The following is an 18259-nucleotide window of genomic DNA, read 5'->3' on the forward strand; positions in this document are numbered from 1 at the left end:
TGGTCTCGTCCTGGTGGGTGAGCGGCTGATCGGCGATCAGGCTTGGGGGGAGTGGGGTAGCAGGCGACGCGTGGGTGGGGGTCACAGCGGTGCGTGGCGGGTGTGTTGCAGTGGTATGTGCAGGCATCGGGAATACCCTCAGTGGGATGTCATGTCGGCGGTGAATCGCGTTTTATAACTATCGTACAAGTAATGTAGAGGTTATCTGGCGATCTCGCCATCGTGACTGGCCAGCTTGCCCGGGACTTCCCGTCTCTCTGCTCCTTCGTCACTGTCCTTCCAAGGCATGCGCTGTCTCTCCAAGGTCTGCACTGTCCTTTCAAAGCCTGCACTGACCTTTCAAAAGCGGCTTTCTCCTCCCACGCGGAGGCTGTGGCCTGGTTGGGGCAAACGCTTACCTGTACAGACGGTGACAAATTTTCCCGTGCTGCTGACGTCGTCTGCCCTTGAAGTTCTGGGGAATCAGGTTCATGTCTAGAAGGCACTGCGAATATTCGTTGGCGATACGCTACTCGTTTCTCGCTGGTGCGCGATCCACCTCACCGCTGTCACAGCTCACAGGGAGTAGCGATTTATGACATCTGGAGGAAAGCGCGTATTCAGCGCGTCGGTCATCATCATTCTGGGGCTGGTCGCATTGGGGGCAGGATTCCCCACCCGTTTCGGTGAATTGGCAGATCAGGCGCTCGGCGCCGTGACCAGCATGTTCGGCTGGTTCTATCTGATATCCGTATTTGGTTTCGTGATCTTTCTCATCAGTCTCGCGCTGAGCAAGTACGGCAAGATCCGGCTCGGCCCGCAGGATAGCCGGCCTTCCTATACCTTCTTTTCCTGGGTCAGCATGCTGTTGGCAGCAGGGTTTGGCGTCGGGCTGGTGTTCTATGGCATGGCGGAACCCATGCAGCACTATCTGAAGCCGCCGTTTGCCGATATGCCGGGCGAGACGCCAGAGTCTGCGCGCTATGCCATTCAATATGCCTTCTTCAACTGGGGCGTCCATCAGTGGGCTGCCTTCTCGGTGGTCGGCCTGATCATTGCCTATTTCCAGTTCCGCAAGGGGCAGGCTGGGCTGGTGTCCTCGGTGCTGTCTTCCGTGACGGCCAAGCATCCCAAGGTGCGCCGCTATGGCCCGGTGCTGGATGTCTTTGCGGTGGTGGCGACCGTGATGGGGGTCGCGACATCGCTGGGCCTGGGCGTGTTGCAGATGAATGGGGGGCTGCACTTCGTCTTCGGCGTGGAAGAAGGCTGGCAATGGCAGTTCATCATCATGGGCGTGATGTTCTGTGCCTACATGGCCTCGACCTGGTCCGGGCTCGACAAGGGCATCAAGCGCCTGTCCAACCTCAACATGAGCATCTGCATCGCGCTGATGCTGTATGTGCTATTCACTGGCCCGACGCTGGACATTCTCAAGACGATCACCCTGGGCATCGGCGATTATCTGCAGAACTTCATCGGCATGAGCCTGCGCATGTCGCCCTATGACGGCAATGACTGGAACAGCTCCTGGACCGTCTTCTACTGGGCATGGGTCATCGCCTGGTCGCCGTTCGTCGGCACCTTCGTCGCGCGTGTCTCGCGTGGCCGCACCATCAAGGAGTATGTGGTGGGCGTGCTGATCGTGCCGCCGCTGCTGGCGTGCCTGTGGATCGGTGTCTTCGGTGGCGCGGCGATCAACATGGAGTTGGCCAGTGATGTCGGTCTGGCGGCCGCGACGGATGCCAACATCACGTCTGCCTTGTTCGAGATGTTCGACCTGATGCCCTTCAGCAGCGTGCTGTCGGTGGTCGCGATCATGCTGATCTTCATCTTCCTGGTGACCTCCGCCGATTCGGCGTCCTACATCGTGGCGCAGATGACCGACGGCGGCTCGATCAATCCGCCGCTCTACAAGCGTATCGCCTGGGGCGTGCTGATCGCGGCCATCTGCTTGACGCTGATCTCGACGGGCGGTCTCAAGGGCTTGCAGTCAGCCTCGGTACTCTCGGCCTTGCCCTTCACCTTCATCATCTACGGCATGATCGTGGTGCTGGTGAAGGAGCTGCGGGCTGATCGTCGCCAGATGCTCAGTCAGCTGTATCGCCGTCATGGTGAGACACCGGTCGGTGCGGATATCTTCGAGGCTGACAGCCTGGCCGAGGAAGACCGCATCCGCCGTGCGCCGGACGTCAAGAATCGTCGCGTGAACCCACGCGACCATCATTGAGCCGAGTCGAGGCATGAACTTATCGTCATGAACTCATCGCCTTGAGTTCATCGTTTTAAGTTCATCGCCTTCAGCTCATGACGTCAATGCGTGCCTTCACGGTAGACTCAGAACGACAAGACGCCGCTCACAGGACATGTGAGCGGCGTCTTGTCTTGGCAAGCCAGTCAGCGTGAAGGGGCTCACGTCATTGATTGGCGTCCGGCGTCCGGCGGCCGGCGACCTCGGCGAGTACCTCGTAGCTCTTCAGGCGGTCGGCATGCTCATAGAAATCCGAGTTGAACATCAATTCGTCGGCCTGCGTCACCTCCAGCAGATGCTCGAGTTCGCTGCGAATGCGTTCTGGCCCGCCGATGATGGCAGCGGCCAGATTCTGGCCGACCATGGCTTCCTCGCGTGCTGACCAGTCCAGTGTCTCGCGTGGGGGCAGGGCGCGCGTGCTCTTGCCGCGGATCAGGTTGAGGAATTTCTGTTGCTGGGTGCTGGCCAGGAAGTGGGCGCGTTCATCACTGTCGGCGGCGATCAGCGGCAGGCCGAGCATCACATAGGGCGCATCCAGCACCTCGGAGGGCGTGAAGTTCTCGCGATAGAGCTTGATGGCCTCCAGCATGTAGCCGGGGGCGAACTGACCGGCGAAGGCGAAGGGCAGACCTTTTTTCGCTGCCAGGCGTGCGCTGTAGTCGCTGGAACCCAATAGCCACAGGGGGACATGAGTGCCTTGCCCCGGCATGGCCTTGACGCGCTGACCGGGTGAAGCCTCGCCCAGATACTGCTCGAGTTCGGCCAGCCGCTGGGGGAAGTCATTCACGCCGGCGGAAGGGTCGCGGCGCATCGCCTGCATGGTGATGCCATCGGAGCCCGGCGCGCGGCCAAGCCCGAGATCGATCCTGTCGGGGTAGAGCGTGGCCAGGGTGCCGAACTGCTCCGCCACCACCAGCGGGGGATGATTGGGCAGCATGATGCCGCCCGAGCCGACCCGCAGGCGGGAGGTCTTGCCGGCCACATGGCCGATCAGCACCGAGGTGGCGGCACTGGCGATGCCATCGATGTTGTGATGCTCGGCCAGCCACAGGCGATGAAAGCCCAGCGCTTCGACATGCTGGGCGAGACTGACGCTATTGTGGAAGGTTTCAGCAACACTGCCGGTATCGCGGATGGGGGCAAGGTCCAGCACCGAGAGCGGGATCGTGCCCAGGCGTGAGGTAGGGGCTGTCGTCATGTGCGCTCCTGATAGCGGATTGGCGTGCAGAGAGCAGCCGGGGCGTGGCCCCTCAAGGGTGTGTGGCTGGTCTGCTGAATGGCGTCCAGCATAGTGGACAGCCGCGTCTCTGACAGCGCCTCGCCCTTCATTTCACTGTTTCTGATATGGCATATATGAGGCAGTCGATACGTCATGCCATTCACGGTGGTCAGTCACCCTGGGGCAGGTGAAGCCCAGGGCAGGCGAAGCCCGGGGCAGGTAAGGGCCTGCATCGCGCACAGGAGGCGAACATGAACGGTTTGCAGCACAAGCAGCGCCGCAAAGGCATGGGGCTCACGTTGATATGCCTTGTGCTCATCGGCCTGGGCGTTGCGATCCAGCGCGATATCATCGTGCTGGATCGCTGGATACCCGCTCACTATCTCCCGTGGGCGCCACTGCAATTGGAGGACCCGCCCGGCATGGTGACCGGCTGGAAGCTCTCACGCTTGAACGAGAACCCGGCCGCCTGTCGCGCATTTCTCGAGCGGGAAGCCCCGCAACGGGTTTCCTTCCTGCCGGACCGCCCCAGCGACAACGGCTGTGACCTCATAAACAGCGTACGCATGCATTCGGCGTCAGGCGTGAGTGGTGAGCAGGGCGTTCGCTTCAACCAGTCCTTCATTTCCAGCTGCCCGCTGGCGGTGAGCTGGTTGCGCTTCGAGCGCCATGGGCTCAAGTCTGCGGCGCAGGAAGTCATGGGGAGCGAGGTGACGCAAGTGTCCCATGTGGGCAGCTACGCCTGCCGCAACATCTACGGACGAGAGAACGCACGTCGCAGTGAACATGCCACTGCGGATGCACTGGATGTCACAGGCTTCACGCTGGCGGACGGCCGTCAGGTTCGCCTGCCGCGCGACTGGACGGCGCCCGAGGATGAAGATGCCCCGGGCCGCTTCCTGCGTGCCGTGCAGGACGCCGCCTGTGAGAGTTTCGGTACCGTGCTGGGGCCGGATTACAACGCCGCCCATCGTGATCACTTCCACCTCGGCACGCGGGGCTGGCGATTCTGTCGCTGAGCAATACTTAATGCTGCGTCGGGCAAGAGTGCGGCAATGCGGACATCCGCGCACTCTGTCAGTGGGTCATTATTGGCTCGGCGTGATAAAGGGGACTCATGTTTGCCACGCCTGTCATCATTTGTCGGTGTCGCTGTAGGAGACTCGCGCTTGCATGGGGGATTACGCCTGATCACGGGCAGATTCCTCGCATTTATTTGTTTTCACTAATACCCTGCGGGCAAGCATGCCTTCCATGGCATATCTCGCGATAAAGCCTCTTGTTCAATGACAGGGAGTCAAGAATGACAGGGATGACGAAGGCGTTATTGGCAGCTTCCATCACCTTCGTGATGGCCGGCTGTACCTCGGTGCAGGTTCAGCCTCTGGAGCGCATGTCCTATCTGGATACCGTGTGCATCGAGCGCAATGAGGCCGTGATCGTGCCCGGCTTCCTGAATGTGATCCAGCAGGGCTTCAGTCGCAATGGCTTGAATACGCGAGTCTATGACGCTCCGGTCCCCGGCCATTGTGAAGTGATATTGACGTATACCGCTTTGCGCTCCTGGGACGTCACGACCTATCTGTCACACGCAGAACTCTGGCTTAATGATCCGTATGGCGATGAAATCGCCTATGCGCAATATCATCTTGTCGCAGGGGGCGGCCTGACGTTCTCCAAGTTTGCCGGGGTCGAAACCAAGATGAACCCGGTCATTGATGAGTTGCTCGTCAACTACTGAAGCCTCAGCCGTGATGGGCATTCAAGCCATCTGCTTGTACGCCTCACCGGTACGTCATTTCTCGCCATGATGGCGCACTTGATAGCTGGGCCGGCGCTTGTGTCATGCGCCGGCCCCAGTGGAGACTCTCGATCCATCTGGTGTGCTGGAATCTCAGGGTGCCATGCCCATGCCTCGGCTGATCGTCGGGGCGCAGCGCTCGGGGTTGATGCTGACCACGCGTAGGCGATGCCCATCGGGAAGCACGCAATCGAGCACCTGCCAGGCACAGCCGGGGGCGCTGCTGCCGTGACTCTCGATCAGATGCGCTCCCTGGGCCTGCCATTGTTCGCGGAAGCGGGCAAAGTCCGTTCGCTCGATCTCAAGCGTCAGCTGGCGGCTGTCGGGTTGCTCGGCACTGCGCTGCAACAGCAATACGCTGGTCTGCTTGTCTCGGCGATGGTTCAGCTCCAGGGTCGCGCTGGTGGCGTTGCGCAGCAGGATGGGCAGGGCGAGTGTTTCGGTGAAGAAACGGCAAGCGGCATCGAGGTCGCGCACTTCAAGGATGGCTGGGTGCAGGGAAAGGCGCTGAATCATGGCGAAGCCTCATGGCGTGAGGGGAATGGGGAACTGGCTCAATTGCGTGAGCATGGAGACAGTGTCGTGTCCGTCTGGGTGAGACGCACTTTGAATCTGATGATGGTGGTGATGGCTTTACGCTATCTGAGGCCTTGTCGCGCTTGCGAAGGCCCGGGGCAATCGCTGTGGCAACTTGTCGCATTAGTGGTTTCGCGGGTGTGAATGGTTAGCATCCCTGTCATCGACCCTGCTGCCTTTACCTTCTCTGCACGCCACGCTGGAGTGTTCATGTCGCCGCGCAAGCTGATCCTGATGGGACTCAGTGCTTTTGCCCTCGTCATTATCGCGTTGATCACGGGGCTTTCTGCCTCGCATCAACCGCGTGATGCGTGGCCGACGACGCTCGAGCTGCCTTCCACGCGGGGACTGCTGCACGCGGACACCCTGTCTCGGGGGGAAGCGGGTCACCTGAGCGTGCTGATTCCCGGCTTTACGCATTGCCCGGACATCTGTCCGTTGTCGCTTGCCCGGCTGCAGATGGCCTGGCAACGCCTTGACGAGACTTCACGCGCGCATCTGCATCCGATGTTTCTGACGCTGGATCCGGCGCGCGACACCCTGCCCGTGCTGTCACGTTATCTGTCTGCCTTCAGCCTGCCGGTGACCGGCCTTCGCCTCCCGTCACAGGACGACACGCGTCTGGAGGAATTCACCCAGCGCCTCGGCATCCAGTTTCAGCGGCGAGAACCCGAGCAGAGTCATCCCCCTGAACACGCGCAAGCGCAAGCGCAGGCGTCGGCCGGTGAGGCCGATTACATGATCGACCACAGCGTGGCGATCTTCGTGATCGATGAGCAGGGCCGGCTGCGTGACACCCTGCCGCTCAGTCAGACGCCTGAGCAGCTTGCTGATCGCCTGACGTTCCTGCTCCAGTCCGTGGCCGCAGCACCGTCTTCTGCCGATGTTGCGACCGTCAACACGAGCGCAGATACGAACGCTGATGCTCCGGCCATGGGGGGCGCATGACAGCGACTTGTCCCTCGACTCGCCACGCCAGGCGTGAATTCGTCTCCTATCATCGCGCCCTGTCGCGCCTGACTGCGGCCAATGGGCATGTCGTCTTCGTGATGCTGATCGCGTTGGCCGCCATGCTGGTCATGCCGCTGGCGGCCCCACGTGTGGTGATGGTCAACGACCATGCCGTCTTCGAGAGCGTCGGTACCGGTCGTTGGGTGAGTGCTGATAGCGACTGGATAATGCGTGCCGCTCGCGAAAGCGGTTCGCAGGCGCAGATCACCCACAGTTCCGCTGCCTCGGATTGTCCGTTGGCCAGCATGGCGGCCTTCACGCTGGCATTGGTCGCCGTTGCCCTGTTGCTGGCGTTGGGGCGGTTGTCTCGCGACGCGGCCCCGCGTCCCTGCCTTGTCGCGTTTCGCGACATCAATGTCTATCTGCGTCCGCCCGGGCGCGCGCCACCCCACGATTCCCTCGCGCCATGAATTGCTGGGCCACCTCGCGGTGGCTCTCCATAGTGTTCGGTGACCTCACGTTGACCGGCGGACAAAGCATCCGTCGCGCGTCGTGGCACCTGTCGATGGGTAATCGAGATGAGTTCAACGACCAATACCGACACCGCGGGTCGCGCCGCTCGCGGTTTCAGCGATATCTACCGTGCCGTGTGGCGCTGGCATTTCTATGCCGGCCTGCTGGTGCTGCCTTTCCTGACCTTGCTGGCCGTCACCGGCGGTCTTTATCTGTTCCGTGAAGAGATCGATCACTTCGTGCATGCCGACCTGATGAAGGTCAACACGCCGGTGGTGCAACAGGTCAATGGCCAGGCACTGGCGAGTGTCCCGCTGAGCGAGCAGGTGCGTGTCGCCGTGGAAAGTCTGCCCGGCAAGGCCGTGCGTGTCGTGCCGCCTGCGGCCAGTGACCTGACCACGGAAGTCGATATCGTGGCAGCCGATGGCAGTGGCAAGCAGGCGGTCTACGTCAACCCCTACAGCGGTGAAGTGCAGGGGCAGATGGCCTACCGTGACAGCATCATGTGGACGGTGCGCAATCTGCACAGCCTCGCGATCACCGGCCCCATCGGCAATGCCGCGATCGAGATCGCCGCCGGCTGGAGCATTCTGCTGGTACTCAGCGGCCTGTATCTGTGGTGGCCGCGGGGTCAGAAGGGCGGTGTCGTCACGCTGCGTACCACGCCTGCGCGTCGACTGTGGTGGCGTGACCTGCATGCCGTGTGTGGCATCTTCGCCGCTGGTTTCATCCTGTTTCTCGCCGTGACCGGCATGCCGTGGTCAATGGTGTGGGGTGCCAAGGTCAACGAGTTGGCCAACGGGCATAACTTCGGGTATCCCGATGGCGTGCGCGTGAATACGCCGATGTCGGATACCCGTCTGGTGGACCAGGAGCGGACGACCTGGTCGCTCGAACAGGCCGTTATCCCGTTATCTTCCTTGCCGACTGCAGCGACAATCCACGTCGTGGACGAGGGGGAGCATGCTGGGCATGGCGGCGGCACCAGGTCTGATGCCGAGCAGGCCTCCGGCGCTGCGGCCGTGCCGCTGAGCGCCGCCGAGATTGCCCATGCCGATATCGGCCTCGATCAGGCTGAGCGCATCTTCGCTCGCGAAGGCCTGGCGCCGGGCTATGCCATCAATCTGCCGGGCTCGCCGCAGGGCGTCTACACCGGCTCCATCTATCCGGATGCGCTGGAGCGCCAGCAGGTGGTGCATGTGGATCGCTATTCCGGCGATGTGCTGCTGGACATGCATTACGCCGATTATGGCCCGCTGGGTCGAGCGCTGGAGTGGGGCATCAATGTTCACCTGGGGCAGCAGTACGGGCTGATCAACCAGCTGGTGCTGGTACTGGCCTGTATCGCGATGGTGATTATGAGCGTCGGTGCGGGCGTGATGTGGTGGAAGCGTCGTCCGGTGGGCGGTATCGGTATCCCGCCGCTGCCCAAGGAGCGCAAGCGAATCGCCGGTGTCTGGGGCTTGATGATGATCATCGGTGTCATCTTCCCGCTGGTCGGCCTCTCGCTGATCGTGATGGGGCTGCTGGACTGGCTGTGGATTCGCGCCACGCACAAGCGAGGGGATGACCTGCAGGAGGCCAAGGTGTAAACGAGCACACCTCTCCACTGGCAGGCACGTTTACCGTCTTCACCAGTGGATCTGCCATGCTCGCACCGGTCGTTCGACAAGGCCTACGCCTACCACGTCAATCGTTTCTACGACGATCCGTTCCAGGGTAGTGGGCAGGGCGATGCACAGGTCAATGAGCCGAGGCGTATCTTCTGGACGCATGCCAGCTGGAGCTTCTGAGACCCGTATCCTCTCAATAGTGAGCGCTGGTCGCCGCTATTCGTTAGAACGCAAGAAGCCCGCCATCGGTCATGTCACCGGTGGCGGGCTTCTTTTTACGCCAACAGGCGTCAGTGTCGTTCAGTCAGGCGCTTGGGTTGCTGTTGGGTAATGCAGTGGATGTTGCCACCCCCCAGCAGAATTTCACGAGCATTGACGCCAAGAATCTGCCGAGTCGGGAAGATGGCTTGCAGTTTCTCGCGCGCGACATCATCCAGCGCCGGGTCAAGCAATGGCATGACGATGGCCTCGTTGGCGATGTAGAAGTTCACGTAGGACCCTGCCATGCGGTCGCCGGGACGTCTCGGGTGTGAGCTACCCAGGCGGTCCAGACCATTGGCTTCATCTTCCTGGATATACAGAGGGCCGGGCTGTGGTAGCAGATGCACCTTGAAGGCACGCCCTCTGGCATCCACGGAGTTCTCGAGAACCTCAAGCGCCGCCTTGGAGATCGCATGCTGTGGGTCCTGGGGATCATCGCTCCAGTTGAGGGCGACTTCTGCAGGCCCGACGAAGCAACACAGGTTATCCACGTGGCCATCGGTCTCATCCAGATGGCAGCCATTGGGAAGCCAGATGATGGTGGTGACACCGAGATGGTCCTTGAGGATCTGCTCTATCTGCTCGCGACTCAGATCAGGGTTGCGATTGGCATTGAGCAGGCACTCTTCGGTCGTGATCAGCGTCCCTTCGCCGTCGACATGAATGGCACCGCCTTCCAGCATGATAGAGGCATCAAAGCGCGGAACATCCAGAATCTGCGAGATCTTGGTGCGGATTCTGCGGTCCTTGTCCCAGGGGAAATAGAGTCCTCCATTCAGGCCGCCCCAGGCATTGAACTCCCAGTCGATCATGGCAATACGACCATCCGGATGAGTCAGGAAGGTCGGGCCGACATCGCGCATCCAAGCGTCGTTGCTGGATATCTCGACGACACGCACATGCGCGGGCAGTTCATTGCGTGCGTTTTCGTACTGCTCATCATTGACGCCGACGATGACGGTCTCGCTGCCGGCGATGGCCGTGGCGACATCCACGAAAGCCTGTTGGGCGGGCTTGGCACCGTAACGCCAGGTGTCCGGCCGCTGTGGCCATAGCATCCAGCAGGCATCATGTCTGGCATATTCGGCAGGCATGAAGAAGCCCTTGGCAGCAGGTGAGCCTGGAGTGAAGACATCAAGAGAATGAGAGGGGGAGGAGCGGGTCATGATGTTCGTCTCACAGGTAGCCGGCGGCAAGGAAGATAAGCGCGGATATCGATGCCGCGATCAAGACGTAAGGCAGTTGGGTCAAGGCATGCGACATGGGAGAGCAGCCACTGCCCTGTGCCGAGAGCACTGTGGAGTCACCATAGAAGCAGGCGTGACTGCCGAAGGCGCTGGCCGAGATCAGTGCGCCCACGACCAGTGGCATGTTGGCATCCATGCTCATGGCGAGCGGCAATACGATCGGCATTGCCACCGCAAAGAGGCCCCAGAAAGAGGCGGTTGCAAAGGCCAGCAAGGCCATGGTCAGGAAGATGACCATCGGCAGCAGCCCCGGCGTCATGATGGGTTGCACATGGGTGATGACGAATGTGGTCAGGCCCAGGGTGTCATTGACCTCTTTCAGGAAGAAGCCGGCAACCAGTGTTCCCAGAGGCAGCAGCATCGATTTGAAGCCTTCCAATGCCGTGTCGAAGGTGTCATTGAAGCTGAGCAAACGCTGCGCAAAGATCATCACGAACAGTACCAGCAGTGCCACTATCACGCCGCGTAGAATGTCTGTGTCGAAATACCAGGTGAAGAAGACCAGCGCGAACATCGGCACCAGGAAGTTGAGCAGGTGTGGCGGTGTCTTGCCGGTATCTTCGACTTCCAGTGTCGTGTCAGTGCTGTCATCGGGGATGGTCTGTCCAGAGGCGGCACGCAGTTCGGCGGCTTTCATCGGGCCGATATTGGGAATCCAGCCCATGGCGACCATCGGTACGATAGCTGCCGCTACCCAAGCGTAGAACATGTAAGGAATGGCTTCGATATACATGGATATGCCATTTCCCGGGATGCCATTTTCTTCCAGCAGGCCCGAAAAGAAGACTGCCCAGGTCGAGAAGGGTACCAATACACAGACTGGTGCAGCGGTGGAGTCGACGATGTAGGCGAGTTTTTCGCGTGAGATGTTGAATCTATCGGTAATCTTCTTCATCGAGGCGCTGATGGTCAGCGCATTCAGATAGTCATCGACGAAGATCACCAGGCCCAGCACCCAGGTTGCCAGCAAGCTTTGATTCCTAGTCCGGATTCGGCTGCCAAGCGCTGCCCCGAAGCTGAGTACACCGCCTGTCTTTACCAACAAGGCGATGAAGCTGCCAAATAGACCACATACGAGAATGATCCAGGTGACGGTATCGTTGGCCAGCACCGTCAGCATGGTATCTGCGCCATCTGAAATGGCATTGTAAGGGTCAATCATCAACAAGCCGACGATTGCCCCTGTCATGAGTGATTCGATTGTCCTGCGTGTAATGAGCGCCATGATGAGCACGATGCCTGTGGGGATCAGGCTCATGTATCCAAAATTGTCCATAACATACCTTTTGTCATTATAATTTTTTATACATATGTGACGGCCGATGCCGCTGGCGCAGCGAAGTTCAAGGGCCAGCGGCAATGTCGGCAACACGCGATAACCTGGGCGAGGCCGCGTCACATCAATCCATTTTCTGGACTGTTACAGATAACCGTCTTGCGTGAGTGATTCGGTGACTGCCGAGAATGAGGCATCGAGGATGGCCACGACCTGATCGATCACGGCTTCATCCCAGATCAACGGCGGAGAGATGATGTTGAGGTGGCCGACAGGGCGAATGATCAAGCCTCGCTTCTGTGCTTCTGCAGCGACCCTATCCCCGACACGTGCTTCCAGTGGCAAGAGCTCGCCGGTTGTCTTGTCTGCCACATTTTCCAAGCACATCATGAAGTTACTGCCGCGAACGTCGCCAACGGTAGCGTGATGCTTCAGGGTTTTCAACTGCGCCTCAAGATAGGGGCCGACTCGCTGGATGTTTTCGCACAGCGCTTCTCTTTCCATGATCTCGATGTTCTTGAGCGCGGCGGCACAGCTGACCGGATGGCCTGAATAGGTAAACCCTGTACTCAATACACCACCTTTACCCTGGGGGGTACCCAGCACCTCATAGAGGGAGTCTGAAATCAGCGTTGCGCCAAGCGGCACATAGCCTGAGGAAAGTCCCTTGGCGCAGGTAATGATGTCCGGGCTGAGACCGAAGACCTTTTCGCTGCTGAAGAAGTGGCCGAGACGTCCGAAGGCTGTCACGACTTCATCGACGATCAACAGGATGTCGTGCTGGCGGCAGAGGGCCTGCATGCGAGTGTGGTAACCCTCGGGAGCGACGAGAACACCGCCTGCGCCCATGATGGGCTCCATGATGAAAGCGGCGATATTGTCAGCGCCCAGTGTTTCGATTCTGTTCTCGAATTCATTCACCAGTTGGTCGCAATAGTCAGCTTCACTCATGCCCTTCGGACGACGATAACAGTTGGCTTCGCTGAGGTAGCTGACATGGGAGTCCAGGGTATCGAACATCCAGTTGTTGCTTTCGATGCCTGTCAGGGTGGCCGCCATGTAGGTGGTACCGTGATAGGCATTCTTGCGGGAGATGATCTTCTTCTTCTGCGGCTTTCCGATACGGTTGTAGTAGTAATGCACCAGACGAATGGCGACATCATTCGCGGTGGAGCCTCCACAGGTATAGAAGACGTGGTTGAGGTGTGCCGGTGCCAGACTGGCAAGCTTGGCCGATAATTCCGCTGCCGGAATATTGGTCAGATTGTTGAAGGTAGAGAAGTAGGCCATGCGTGTGGCCTGTTCCGCCATCGCGTCACCAATTTCCTTGCGACCATGCCCCACGTTCACGCACCACAGCCCCGCAATACCATCGATGAAACGGTTGCCTTCGATATCTGACACGTAGATACCGTCGCTATCACTGATGATGTCGCAACCCTGCTCGTGGAAGGTCGAGAAGTCAGTGAAGGGGTGGATGAAGTGATCTCTGTCCTTCTCCCAGACAGCCTGAGCATCGCCGCTCAGGCCATGGGCAGAATGTTCGGATGGTGCATCGATAGATGAGGTGTGATCCAGAGTGTTGGTGGTCATCAGTGTTGTCTCTTGTTGTTGGTGATGGCGGAGAGCCAGCGATTGTCTGGGGTCTGGTGTCATGCAGCGTGCCAAGCGCTCTTCACTGTCGCTCTCGCTGCAATCGTTCACTGGAACCAGCGTATCCAGATCGGATAGCCGCCCGGTATATCCCAATGGGGGTATTCCGCTCCGGGTGCGTGAGTTTCTAAGGTGACGGTCTACTCGATGTGACGGCGGGGTGCTGAGTGACAGGTCGGTACACGCCCATCGACATACGGACACAAGAACAAGAGGACGCAAGCATGCAGGCAGTTGCACAAGAGATTCAGCCGCTCAGGATCGACCAGCAACGTCTCTGGGATAGCCTGATGGATATGGCGAAGATCGGGGCCACGGCCAAGGGCGGCTCCTGTCGTCTTGCGTTCAGCGAGGAAGATACCCAGGGGCGCCGCCTGCTGATGCAGTGGTGCGAGGCACTTGGTTGCGAGATGCGTGTCGATGAGGTCGGAAACCTGTTCATTCGTCGTGAGGGCAGCGAGCCGTCGCTGGCCCCGGTCTCAACCGGCAGCCACCTGGACACTCAGCCCAAGGGCGGACGTTTTGATGGCATTCTCGGTGTACTGGCAGGACTTGAGGTCTTTCGAGTGCTGGATGCGCAGGGCATTGTCACGCGCCGGCCACTGGAATTGATCGTATGGGGCAATGAAGAAGGCAGCCGCTTCTCCCCGGCGATGGTAGCGTCCGGCACCTATGCGGGCGTCTTTGAGCCGACTTATACCCTGGCGCGTGAAGACAGCGCAGGCATTACCTATGGCGAAGCGCTGGCGAGCACCGGACTGCGCACGCCAGATTTCAAGACGGGCCCCAGGTTGGACAGTTATTTTGAGCTCCACATTGAACAGGGGCCGGTGCTGGAACAGGAAGGCAAGTCACTGGGGGTTGTCACCGGCGTTCAGGGAATTCGCTGGTTTGATGTCACGATTTCTGGTGTCGCGGCACATGCAGGGCCGACGCCGATGCGTTACCGCCGCGATGCGATGATGGCGGCTGCGCGCTTGATGGATCAGATCCACCAGCATGTGCAATCAGACCCGACGGGGAGTGCACGTGTCACGGTGGGCACCCTGAATATTCCCTCCGCCTCGCGCAACGTCATTCCGGGTGAGGTCAGCATGACGGTGGACCTGCGCCACGTGAAAGAAGCCGAGCTTGAGACACTGGAATCCACGTTCATGTCGATGCTTGAGAAGGTGTCGGAGGAATATGGTGTCAGTGTGGTGCAGGAGCGCATCTGGAAGTCCGAAGTCGTCGACTTCGATGAGGCATGCATCGAGGTCGTCAGGCAGGCCGTCGCCAATCAGGATGCGCCCTCACGAGAGATGATGAGCGGTGCTGGCCATGACGCCGTCTATGTTTCGCGCGTGGCGCCGACAGCAATGATCTTCGTGCCGTGTCTCGATGGCATCAGCCACAACGAGGCGGAATATGCTTCACCTGAAGACTGTGCCCTCGGCTGCCAGGCACTGCTGGAATCCGTGCTGGCGCGTGCGGGTCGCTGATTTCTCCACCGTTGCCATCTCGTTCTCACGTCTTTTCCGCCGCAGTCATCCCTCGGAGCCATACCATGCCACTCACTCATGCCCAATGGCAGCAACGTGCCAGCCAGCTGTCCTTTGAAACTCGCGCCTATCTCGATGGCGAGTTCACACACGCCGCCAGTGGCAAGACCTTTCCCTCTCTCAATCCTGCGACGGGCGACACTCTGGCGCAGGTGGCCTGCTGCGAGGCGCCCGAGGCAGAACGCGCCGTGGCTTGTGCCAGAGCTGCCTTCGACAAGGGCGATTGGTCGCGGCTGGCACCGGCAGCCCGCAAGCACACCTTGCTGCATCTGGCAGAACTCATCGCCGAGCATCAGCAGGAGCTCGCACTGCTCGATACACTCGACATGGGCAAGCCGATCACCAGTGCGCTGGGCGATGTGGCCTCTGCCATTGAATGTCTACGCTATACCGCTGAGTCCCTGGACAAGCTCTATGGTCAGGTCGCGCCGACCGGCGAAGAGGCGTTGGGACTGATCGTGCGTGAACCCCTGGGCGTGGTCGTCTCCATCGTGCCCTGGAACTTCCCGCTGATGATGACGATCTGGAAGATTGCTCCAGCCCTGGCGACTGGCAACAGTGTCATTCTCAAACCCTCCGAGAAGTCATCGCTCTCGGCGCTGCGCCTGGCGCAACTGATCGCGCTGACGGAGATACCCAAGGGAGTCTTTCAGGTACTGCCAGGCTTCGGCGCAGATGTTGGTAAGGCCCTGGCGCTTTCGATGCAGGTCGATGCCATTGCCTTTACTGGCTCGACTCAGGTGGGCAAGCTTCTGACGCAATATGCGGGTCAGTCGAATCTGAAACGGACTTTCCTCGAGTGTGGTGGCAAGAGCCCGAATATCGTGTTCGAAGACTGTGCTGATATCCCGGGCGTCGCACGTCAGGCCGCTGCCGCCATCTTCCATAATCAGGGAGAGGTTTGCATCGCAGGTTCTCGCCTGTTGGTGCATAACCGTATTCGCGAGCCATTCGTTCGTGCGCTGTGTGAAGCTGCCAGGAGCATGCAGCCGGGGGACCCGTTGGACCCGCAAAGCTTCATGGGCGCCATCGTCGATCAGGAACAGTACGACAAGATTGCCAGCTACATCGCGCTCGGTGAGCAGCAAGGGGCAAGACGTGAGGCGATCATCACGGATGACAATCGCCAGGTTGAGGGCTGTTTCATAGCGCCGACCATCTTCACTGGCGTGACGGCAGACATGGCCATCGCCAACGAGGAAATCTTTGGCCCGGTTCTCGCCGTCATGGGGTTTGATGATGAGGAACAAGCGATTGCGATCGCCAATGACTCTGACTATGGGTTGGCAGCAGGGCTCTGGAGTCAGGACGTCAACCGGGTGATTCGTGTCGCGCGCCGATTGCAGTCTGGACAGGTCTATATCAACAACTGGGCAGGGCCGGACATGACGATGCCCTTTGGTGGTGTGAAGCAGTCCGGCAATGGCCGCGACAAGTCACTGCAGACACTCGGTGAATATACCGAGACGAAGTCCATCTGGTTGGCCATTACCTGAATGGTGGTGGCGGGAATGAGCCGTGCTGGACGTTCTGACACGAACAAGCGTCTTGCAATGAAAGCGCCAGGCTCATGCCTGGCGCTTTCATTGGCGTTCGGGGCGTGATGGCTCCGGATGCGCCAGCGTTATACCTTCGTTGGCTATGCTAGGATGTCTTGATACGTCACCAGGGTCGGCTCATGATTCACAAAGAGTTGTTGTGCGCTCCAGAAATATCGAGCTGGCATTGCGTGCTGGCGAAGCTGATGACATCGGCATCTTCGGCGGAATTCCCTCGCTTGCTGCAGGACGTCTTCCACGACATTCTGCCTTTTGACACGATACTGGTCAGCACCTACAAGCAAGGGTGCGCACCCATCCTGATCTACGACAATTATCCTCCTGAGCGTCGGCAGCAGGGGGTAGAACGTTATATTGGCGATGCCTATATATTGGATCCCTTCTATACCTCGACCCAGCAAAGCTGTCGTCCCGGCGTCTACCGCCTGAGTGAGCTGGCACCTGATTGCTTCGAGGACAGTGAGTACTACAAGCATTATTACGGCGCGTTGGGACTCAAGGATGAAATTGGCATCTTCATACAACTGCCCGGCGACATCGTGATGGTGTTTTCGCTGGGATTGCATGAGACCTCTCTGCCGCTGACTCGAAAATCACTGCTGGCGCTCAAGAATCTGCAACCGATCATCGAGCCCCTCGCGCGCGAGTATTGGAAGTGGCAGGGCGTCAGTTTCGTGGATCGCCTGGAGCATCATGAGCCGGTAGAGGCCGCCTTCGATAGCTTTGGTGATGGTCTTCTGACGCAGCGTGAGCAGGACATCGTCAAGTTGTTGCTGGCCGGACACTCCACCAAATCTGCCGCGCGTGAACTCGCAATCAGCGATGGCACCGTCAAGGTACATCGCAAGCATATCTATCAGCGTCTGGCCGTTTCGAGCCAGGCCCAGATGTTCCGCCTGTTTCTGGATCACGTCTCGCTCGTCTCACGCCAGAGCGGGGCACTGAGCCAGGTCGGGCCTTGATCGGTGTTCTCGAGCGCCGGATTATCGCTACTTGATGGCTGAATGACGGCTACTCAACGACGAAAGGCTGCCCATGAGCAGCCTTTCGTGTATTCGAGAGCTTGAGAGAGGCGTCATCAGCTCAGACTGTATGACGCCCCGAGCCTTCAGGCGCGGCCGACGTGCTCGCGCAGGTGCGTGCGGTAGGCCTGGGTGTAGGCTGCCAGGTCAGGGTTCTTGATCACATCAGTGGCCAGGTAGGTCGGCAGGGCCGTCATGCCGAGGAATTCCATCGCCTTGTGCACCGGGAAGTAGACGCCATCGATGCCCTTGCCCTCGAAGAAGTTGCCTTCTTCATCAAAGGCCTCAAGTGGCGCATTCCAGGTCAGTGACAGCATGTACTGGCGGCCCTGCATCAAGCCGCCAGTGCCGTAGCCTTGGGTCGGGCTGGTGCGATGACGGCCATCGCTGGCGTACAGCGAGCCGTGGCCCTCAGTCAGGATGTCATCGAGATACTTCTTCACGGTCCACGGCAGACCCATCCACCAACCTGGGGTCTGATAGATGATCAGGTCCGCCCACAGCTGCTTCTCGATTTCCGCCTTGGCCTCGAAACCTTCCTCGATGACGGTTTCACGCACCTCATGACCCAGCTCGGCCAGCTCACCGCGCGCCAGTTCATGCAGCGTCGCGTTCAGCTCGCCATTGGAATGGGCAAAGGCCTTGCCGCCGTTGATCAGTAGAATCTTCATGCCGGGTACTCCACAACTGTTGGCTTTTCAGCAATGGCGCACAGCATGAGCGTTCGCAAGTCATTGATAAAGCGGCACTGGCGTAAAACACCTTTGCTGTGGGTGCAACAATCCAGACGGGGCACTTCC

15 protein-coding genes are annotated in these 18259 nt (G+C 59.5%); 9 read left to right on the forward strand and 6 right to left on the reverse strand.

The annotated features are described in order from the left end of the window. Positions 1-574: 574 nt before the first annotated feature. A complete protein-coding gene (locus tag AOG28_RS07695) occupies positions 575-2206 on the forward strand; it encodes a BCCT family transporter (protein ID WP_054555939.1) in 1632 nt (543 codons plus the stop codon). A gap of 187 nt (positions 2207-2393) precedes the next feature. Here the strand turns inward: AOG28_RS07695 and AOG28_RS07700 are convergent, their stop codons facing one another. Continuing rightward, positions 2394-3425, reverse strand: a complete 1032-nt coding sequence (locus AOG28_RS07700) for an LLM class flavin-dependent oxidoreductase (RefSeq protein ID WP_054555940.1) — start codon at positions 3423-3425, stop codon at positions 2394-2396. Between the two features lie 272 nt (positions 3426-3697). On the opposite strand from AOG28_RS07700, the gene AOG28_RS07705 reads away from it, so the two are divergent. Both AOG28_RS07705 and AOG28_RS07710 read left to right on the forward strand, forming a co-directional pair. Further along, on the forward strand, positions 3698-4465 hold the full coding sequence (locus AOG28_RS07705) for an extensin-like domain-containing protein (protein WP_235506985.1): 768 nt from the start codon (positions 3698-3700) through the stop codon (positions 4463-4465). Between the two features lie 293 nt (positions 4466-4758). Next, positions 4759-5187: an Sbal_3080 family lipoprotein gene (locus AOG28_RS07710; RefSeq protein WP_054555941.1), complete on the forward strand. Its 429-nt coding sequence runs from the start codon at positions 4759-4761 to the stop codon at positions 5185-5187. Between the two features lie 153 nt (positions 5188-5340). Here AOG28_RS07710 and AOG28_RS07715 read toward each other — a convergent pair whose 3' ends face one another. Further along, complete coding sequence (locus tag AOG28_RS07715; RefSeq protein ID WP_043332174.1) at positions 5341-5763, reverse strand: glyoxalase/bleomycin resistance/dioxygenase family protein; 423 nt, start codon at positions 5761-5763, stop codon at positions 5341-5343. Positions 5764-6033: 270 nt separating this feature from the next. Here AOG28_RS07715 and AOG28_RS07720 point away from each other — a divergent pair, with 270 nt between their 5' ends. From AOG28_RS07720 to AOG28_RS07730, 3 genes are all read left to right on the forward strand, one after another. Beyond that, complete coding sequence (locus tag AOG28_RS07720; protein WP_054555942.1) at positions 6034-6771, forward strand: SCO family protein; 738 nt, start codon at positions 6034-6036, stop codon at positions 6769-6771. Next, a complete protein-coding gene (locus AOG28_RS07725; RefSeq protein ID WP_054555943.1) occupies positions 6768-7244 on the forward strand; it encodes a hypothetical protein in 477 nt (158 codons plus the stop codon). Before AOG28_RS07720 ends, AOG28_RS07725 begins: the two co-directional genes overlap by 4 nt. Positions 7245-7352: 108 nt before the next feature. Further along, on the forward strand, positions 7353-8879 hold the full coding sequence (locus AOG28_RS07730) for a PepSY-associated TM helix domain-containing protein (protein ID WP_054555944.1): 1527 nt from the start codon (positions 7353-7355) through the stop codon (positions 8877-8879). A gap of 311 nt (positions 8880-9190) precedes the next feature. Here AOG28_RS07730 and aguA read toward each other — a convergent pair whose 3' ends face one another. From aguA to AOG28_RS07745, 3 genes are all read right to left on the reverse strand, one after another. Then, the gene (gene aguA, locus AOG28_RS07735; RefSeq protein ID WP_054555945.1) at positions 9191-10327 is read right to left on the reverse strand and encodes an agmatine deiminase; all 1137 of its coding nucleotides are present in this window, start codon (positions 10325-10327) and stop codon (positions 9191-9193) included. Between the two features lie 10 nt (positions 10328-10337). Next, a complete protein-coding gene (locus AOG28_RS07740; RefSeq protein WP_225996407.1) occupies positions 10338-11666 on the reverse strand; it encodes a Na+/H+ antiporter NhaC family protein in 1329 nt (442 codons plus the stop codon). Positions 11667-11828: 162 nt separating this feature from the next. Beyond that, positions 11829-13277, reverse strand: coding sequence for an aminotransferase (locus tag AOG28_RS07745; RefSeq protein WP_082388492.1), 1449 nt, complete (start codon positions 13275-13277; stop codon positions 11829-11831). A 284-nt stretch (positions 13278-13561) separates the two neighbouring features. Here AOG28_RS07745 and AOG28_RS07750 point away from each other — a divergent pair, with 284 nt between their 5' ends. The 3 genes from AOG28_RS07750 (at position 13562) to AOG28_RS07760 (ending at position 17399) form a co-directional block, all read left to right on the forward strand. After that, entirely contained in the window at positions 13562-14818 is a 1257-nt protein-coding gene (locus AOG28_RS07750) for a M20 family metallo-hydrolase (protein ID WP_054555946.1), read from the forward strand. Positions 14819-14883: 65 nt separating this feature from the next. After that, positions 14884-16374, forward strand: coding sequence for an aldehyde dehydrogenase (locus tag AOG28_RS07755; protein ID WP_054555947.1), 1491 nt, complete (start codon positions 14884-14886; stop codon positions 16372-16374). A 248-nt stretch (positions 16375-16622) separates the two neighbouring features. Continuing rightward, complete coding sequence (locus AOG28_RS07760) at positions 16623-17399, forward strand: response regulator transcription factor (RefSeq protein WP_235506986.1); 777 nt, start codon at positions 16623-16625, stop codon at positions 17397-17399. Between the two features lie 146 nt (positions 17400-17545). Here the strand turns inward: AOG28_RS07760 and AOG28_RS07765 are convergent, their stop codons facing one another. Then, positions 17546-18130: an NAD(P)H-dependent oxidoreductase gene (locus AOG28_RS07765; protein WP_043332160.1), complete on the reverse strand. Its 585-nt coding sequence runs from the start codon at positions 18128-18130 to the stop codon at positions 17546-17548. Between the last annotated feature and the right edge of the window lie 129 nt (positions 18131-18259).

The sequence above is a fragment of the Cobetia sp. UCD-24C genome (assembly GCF_001306765.1).
Taxonomy (GTDB): Bacteria; Pseudomonadota; Gammaproteobacteria; order Pseudomonadales; family Halomonadaceae; genus Cobetia; species Cobetia amphilecti.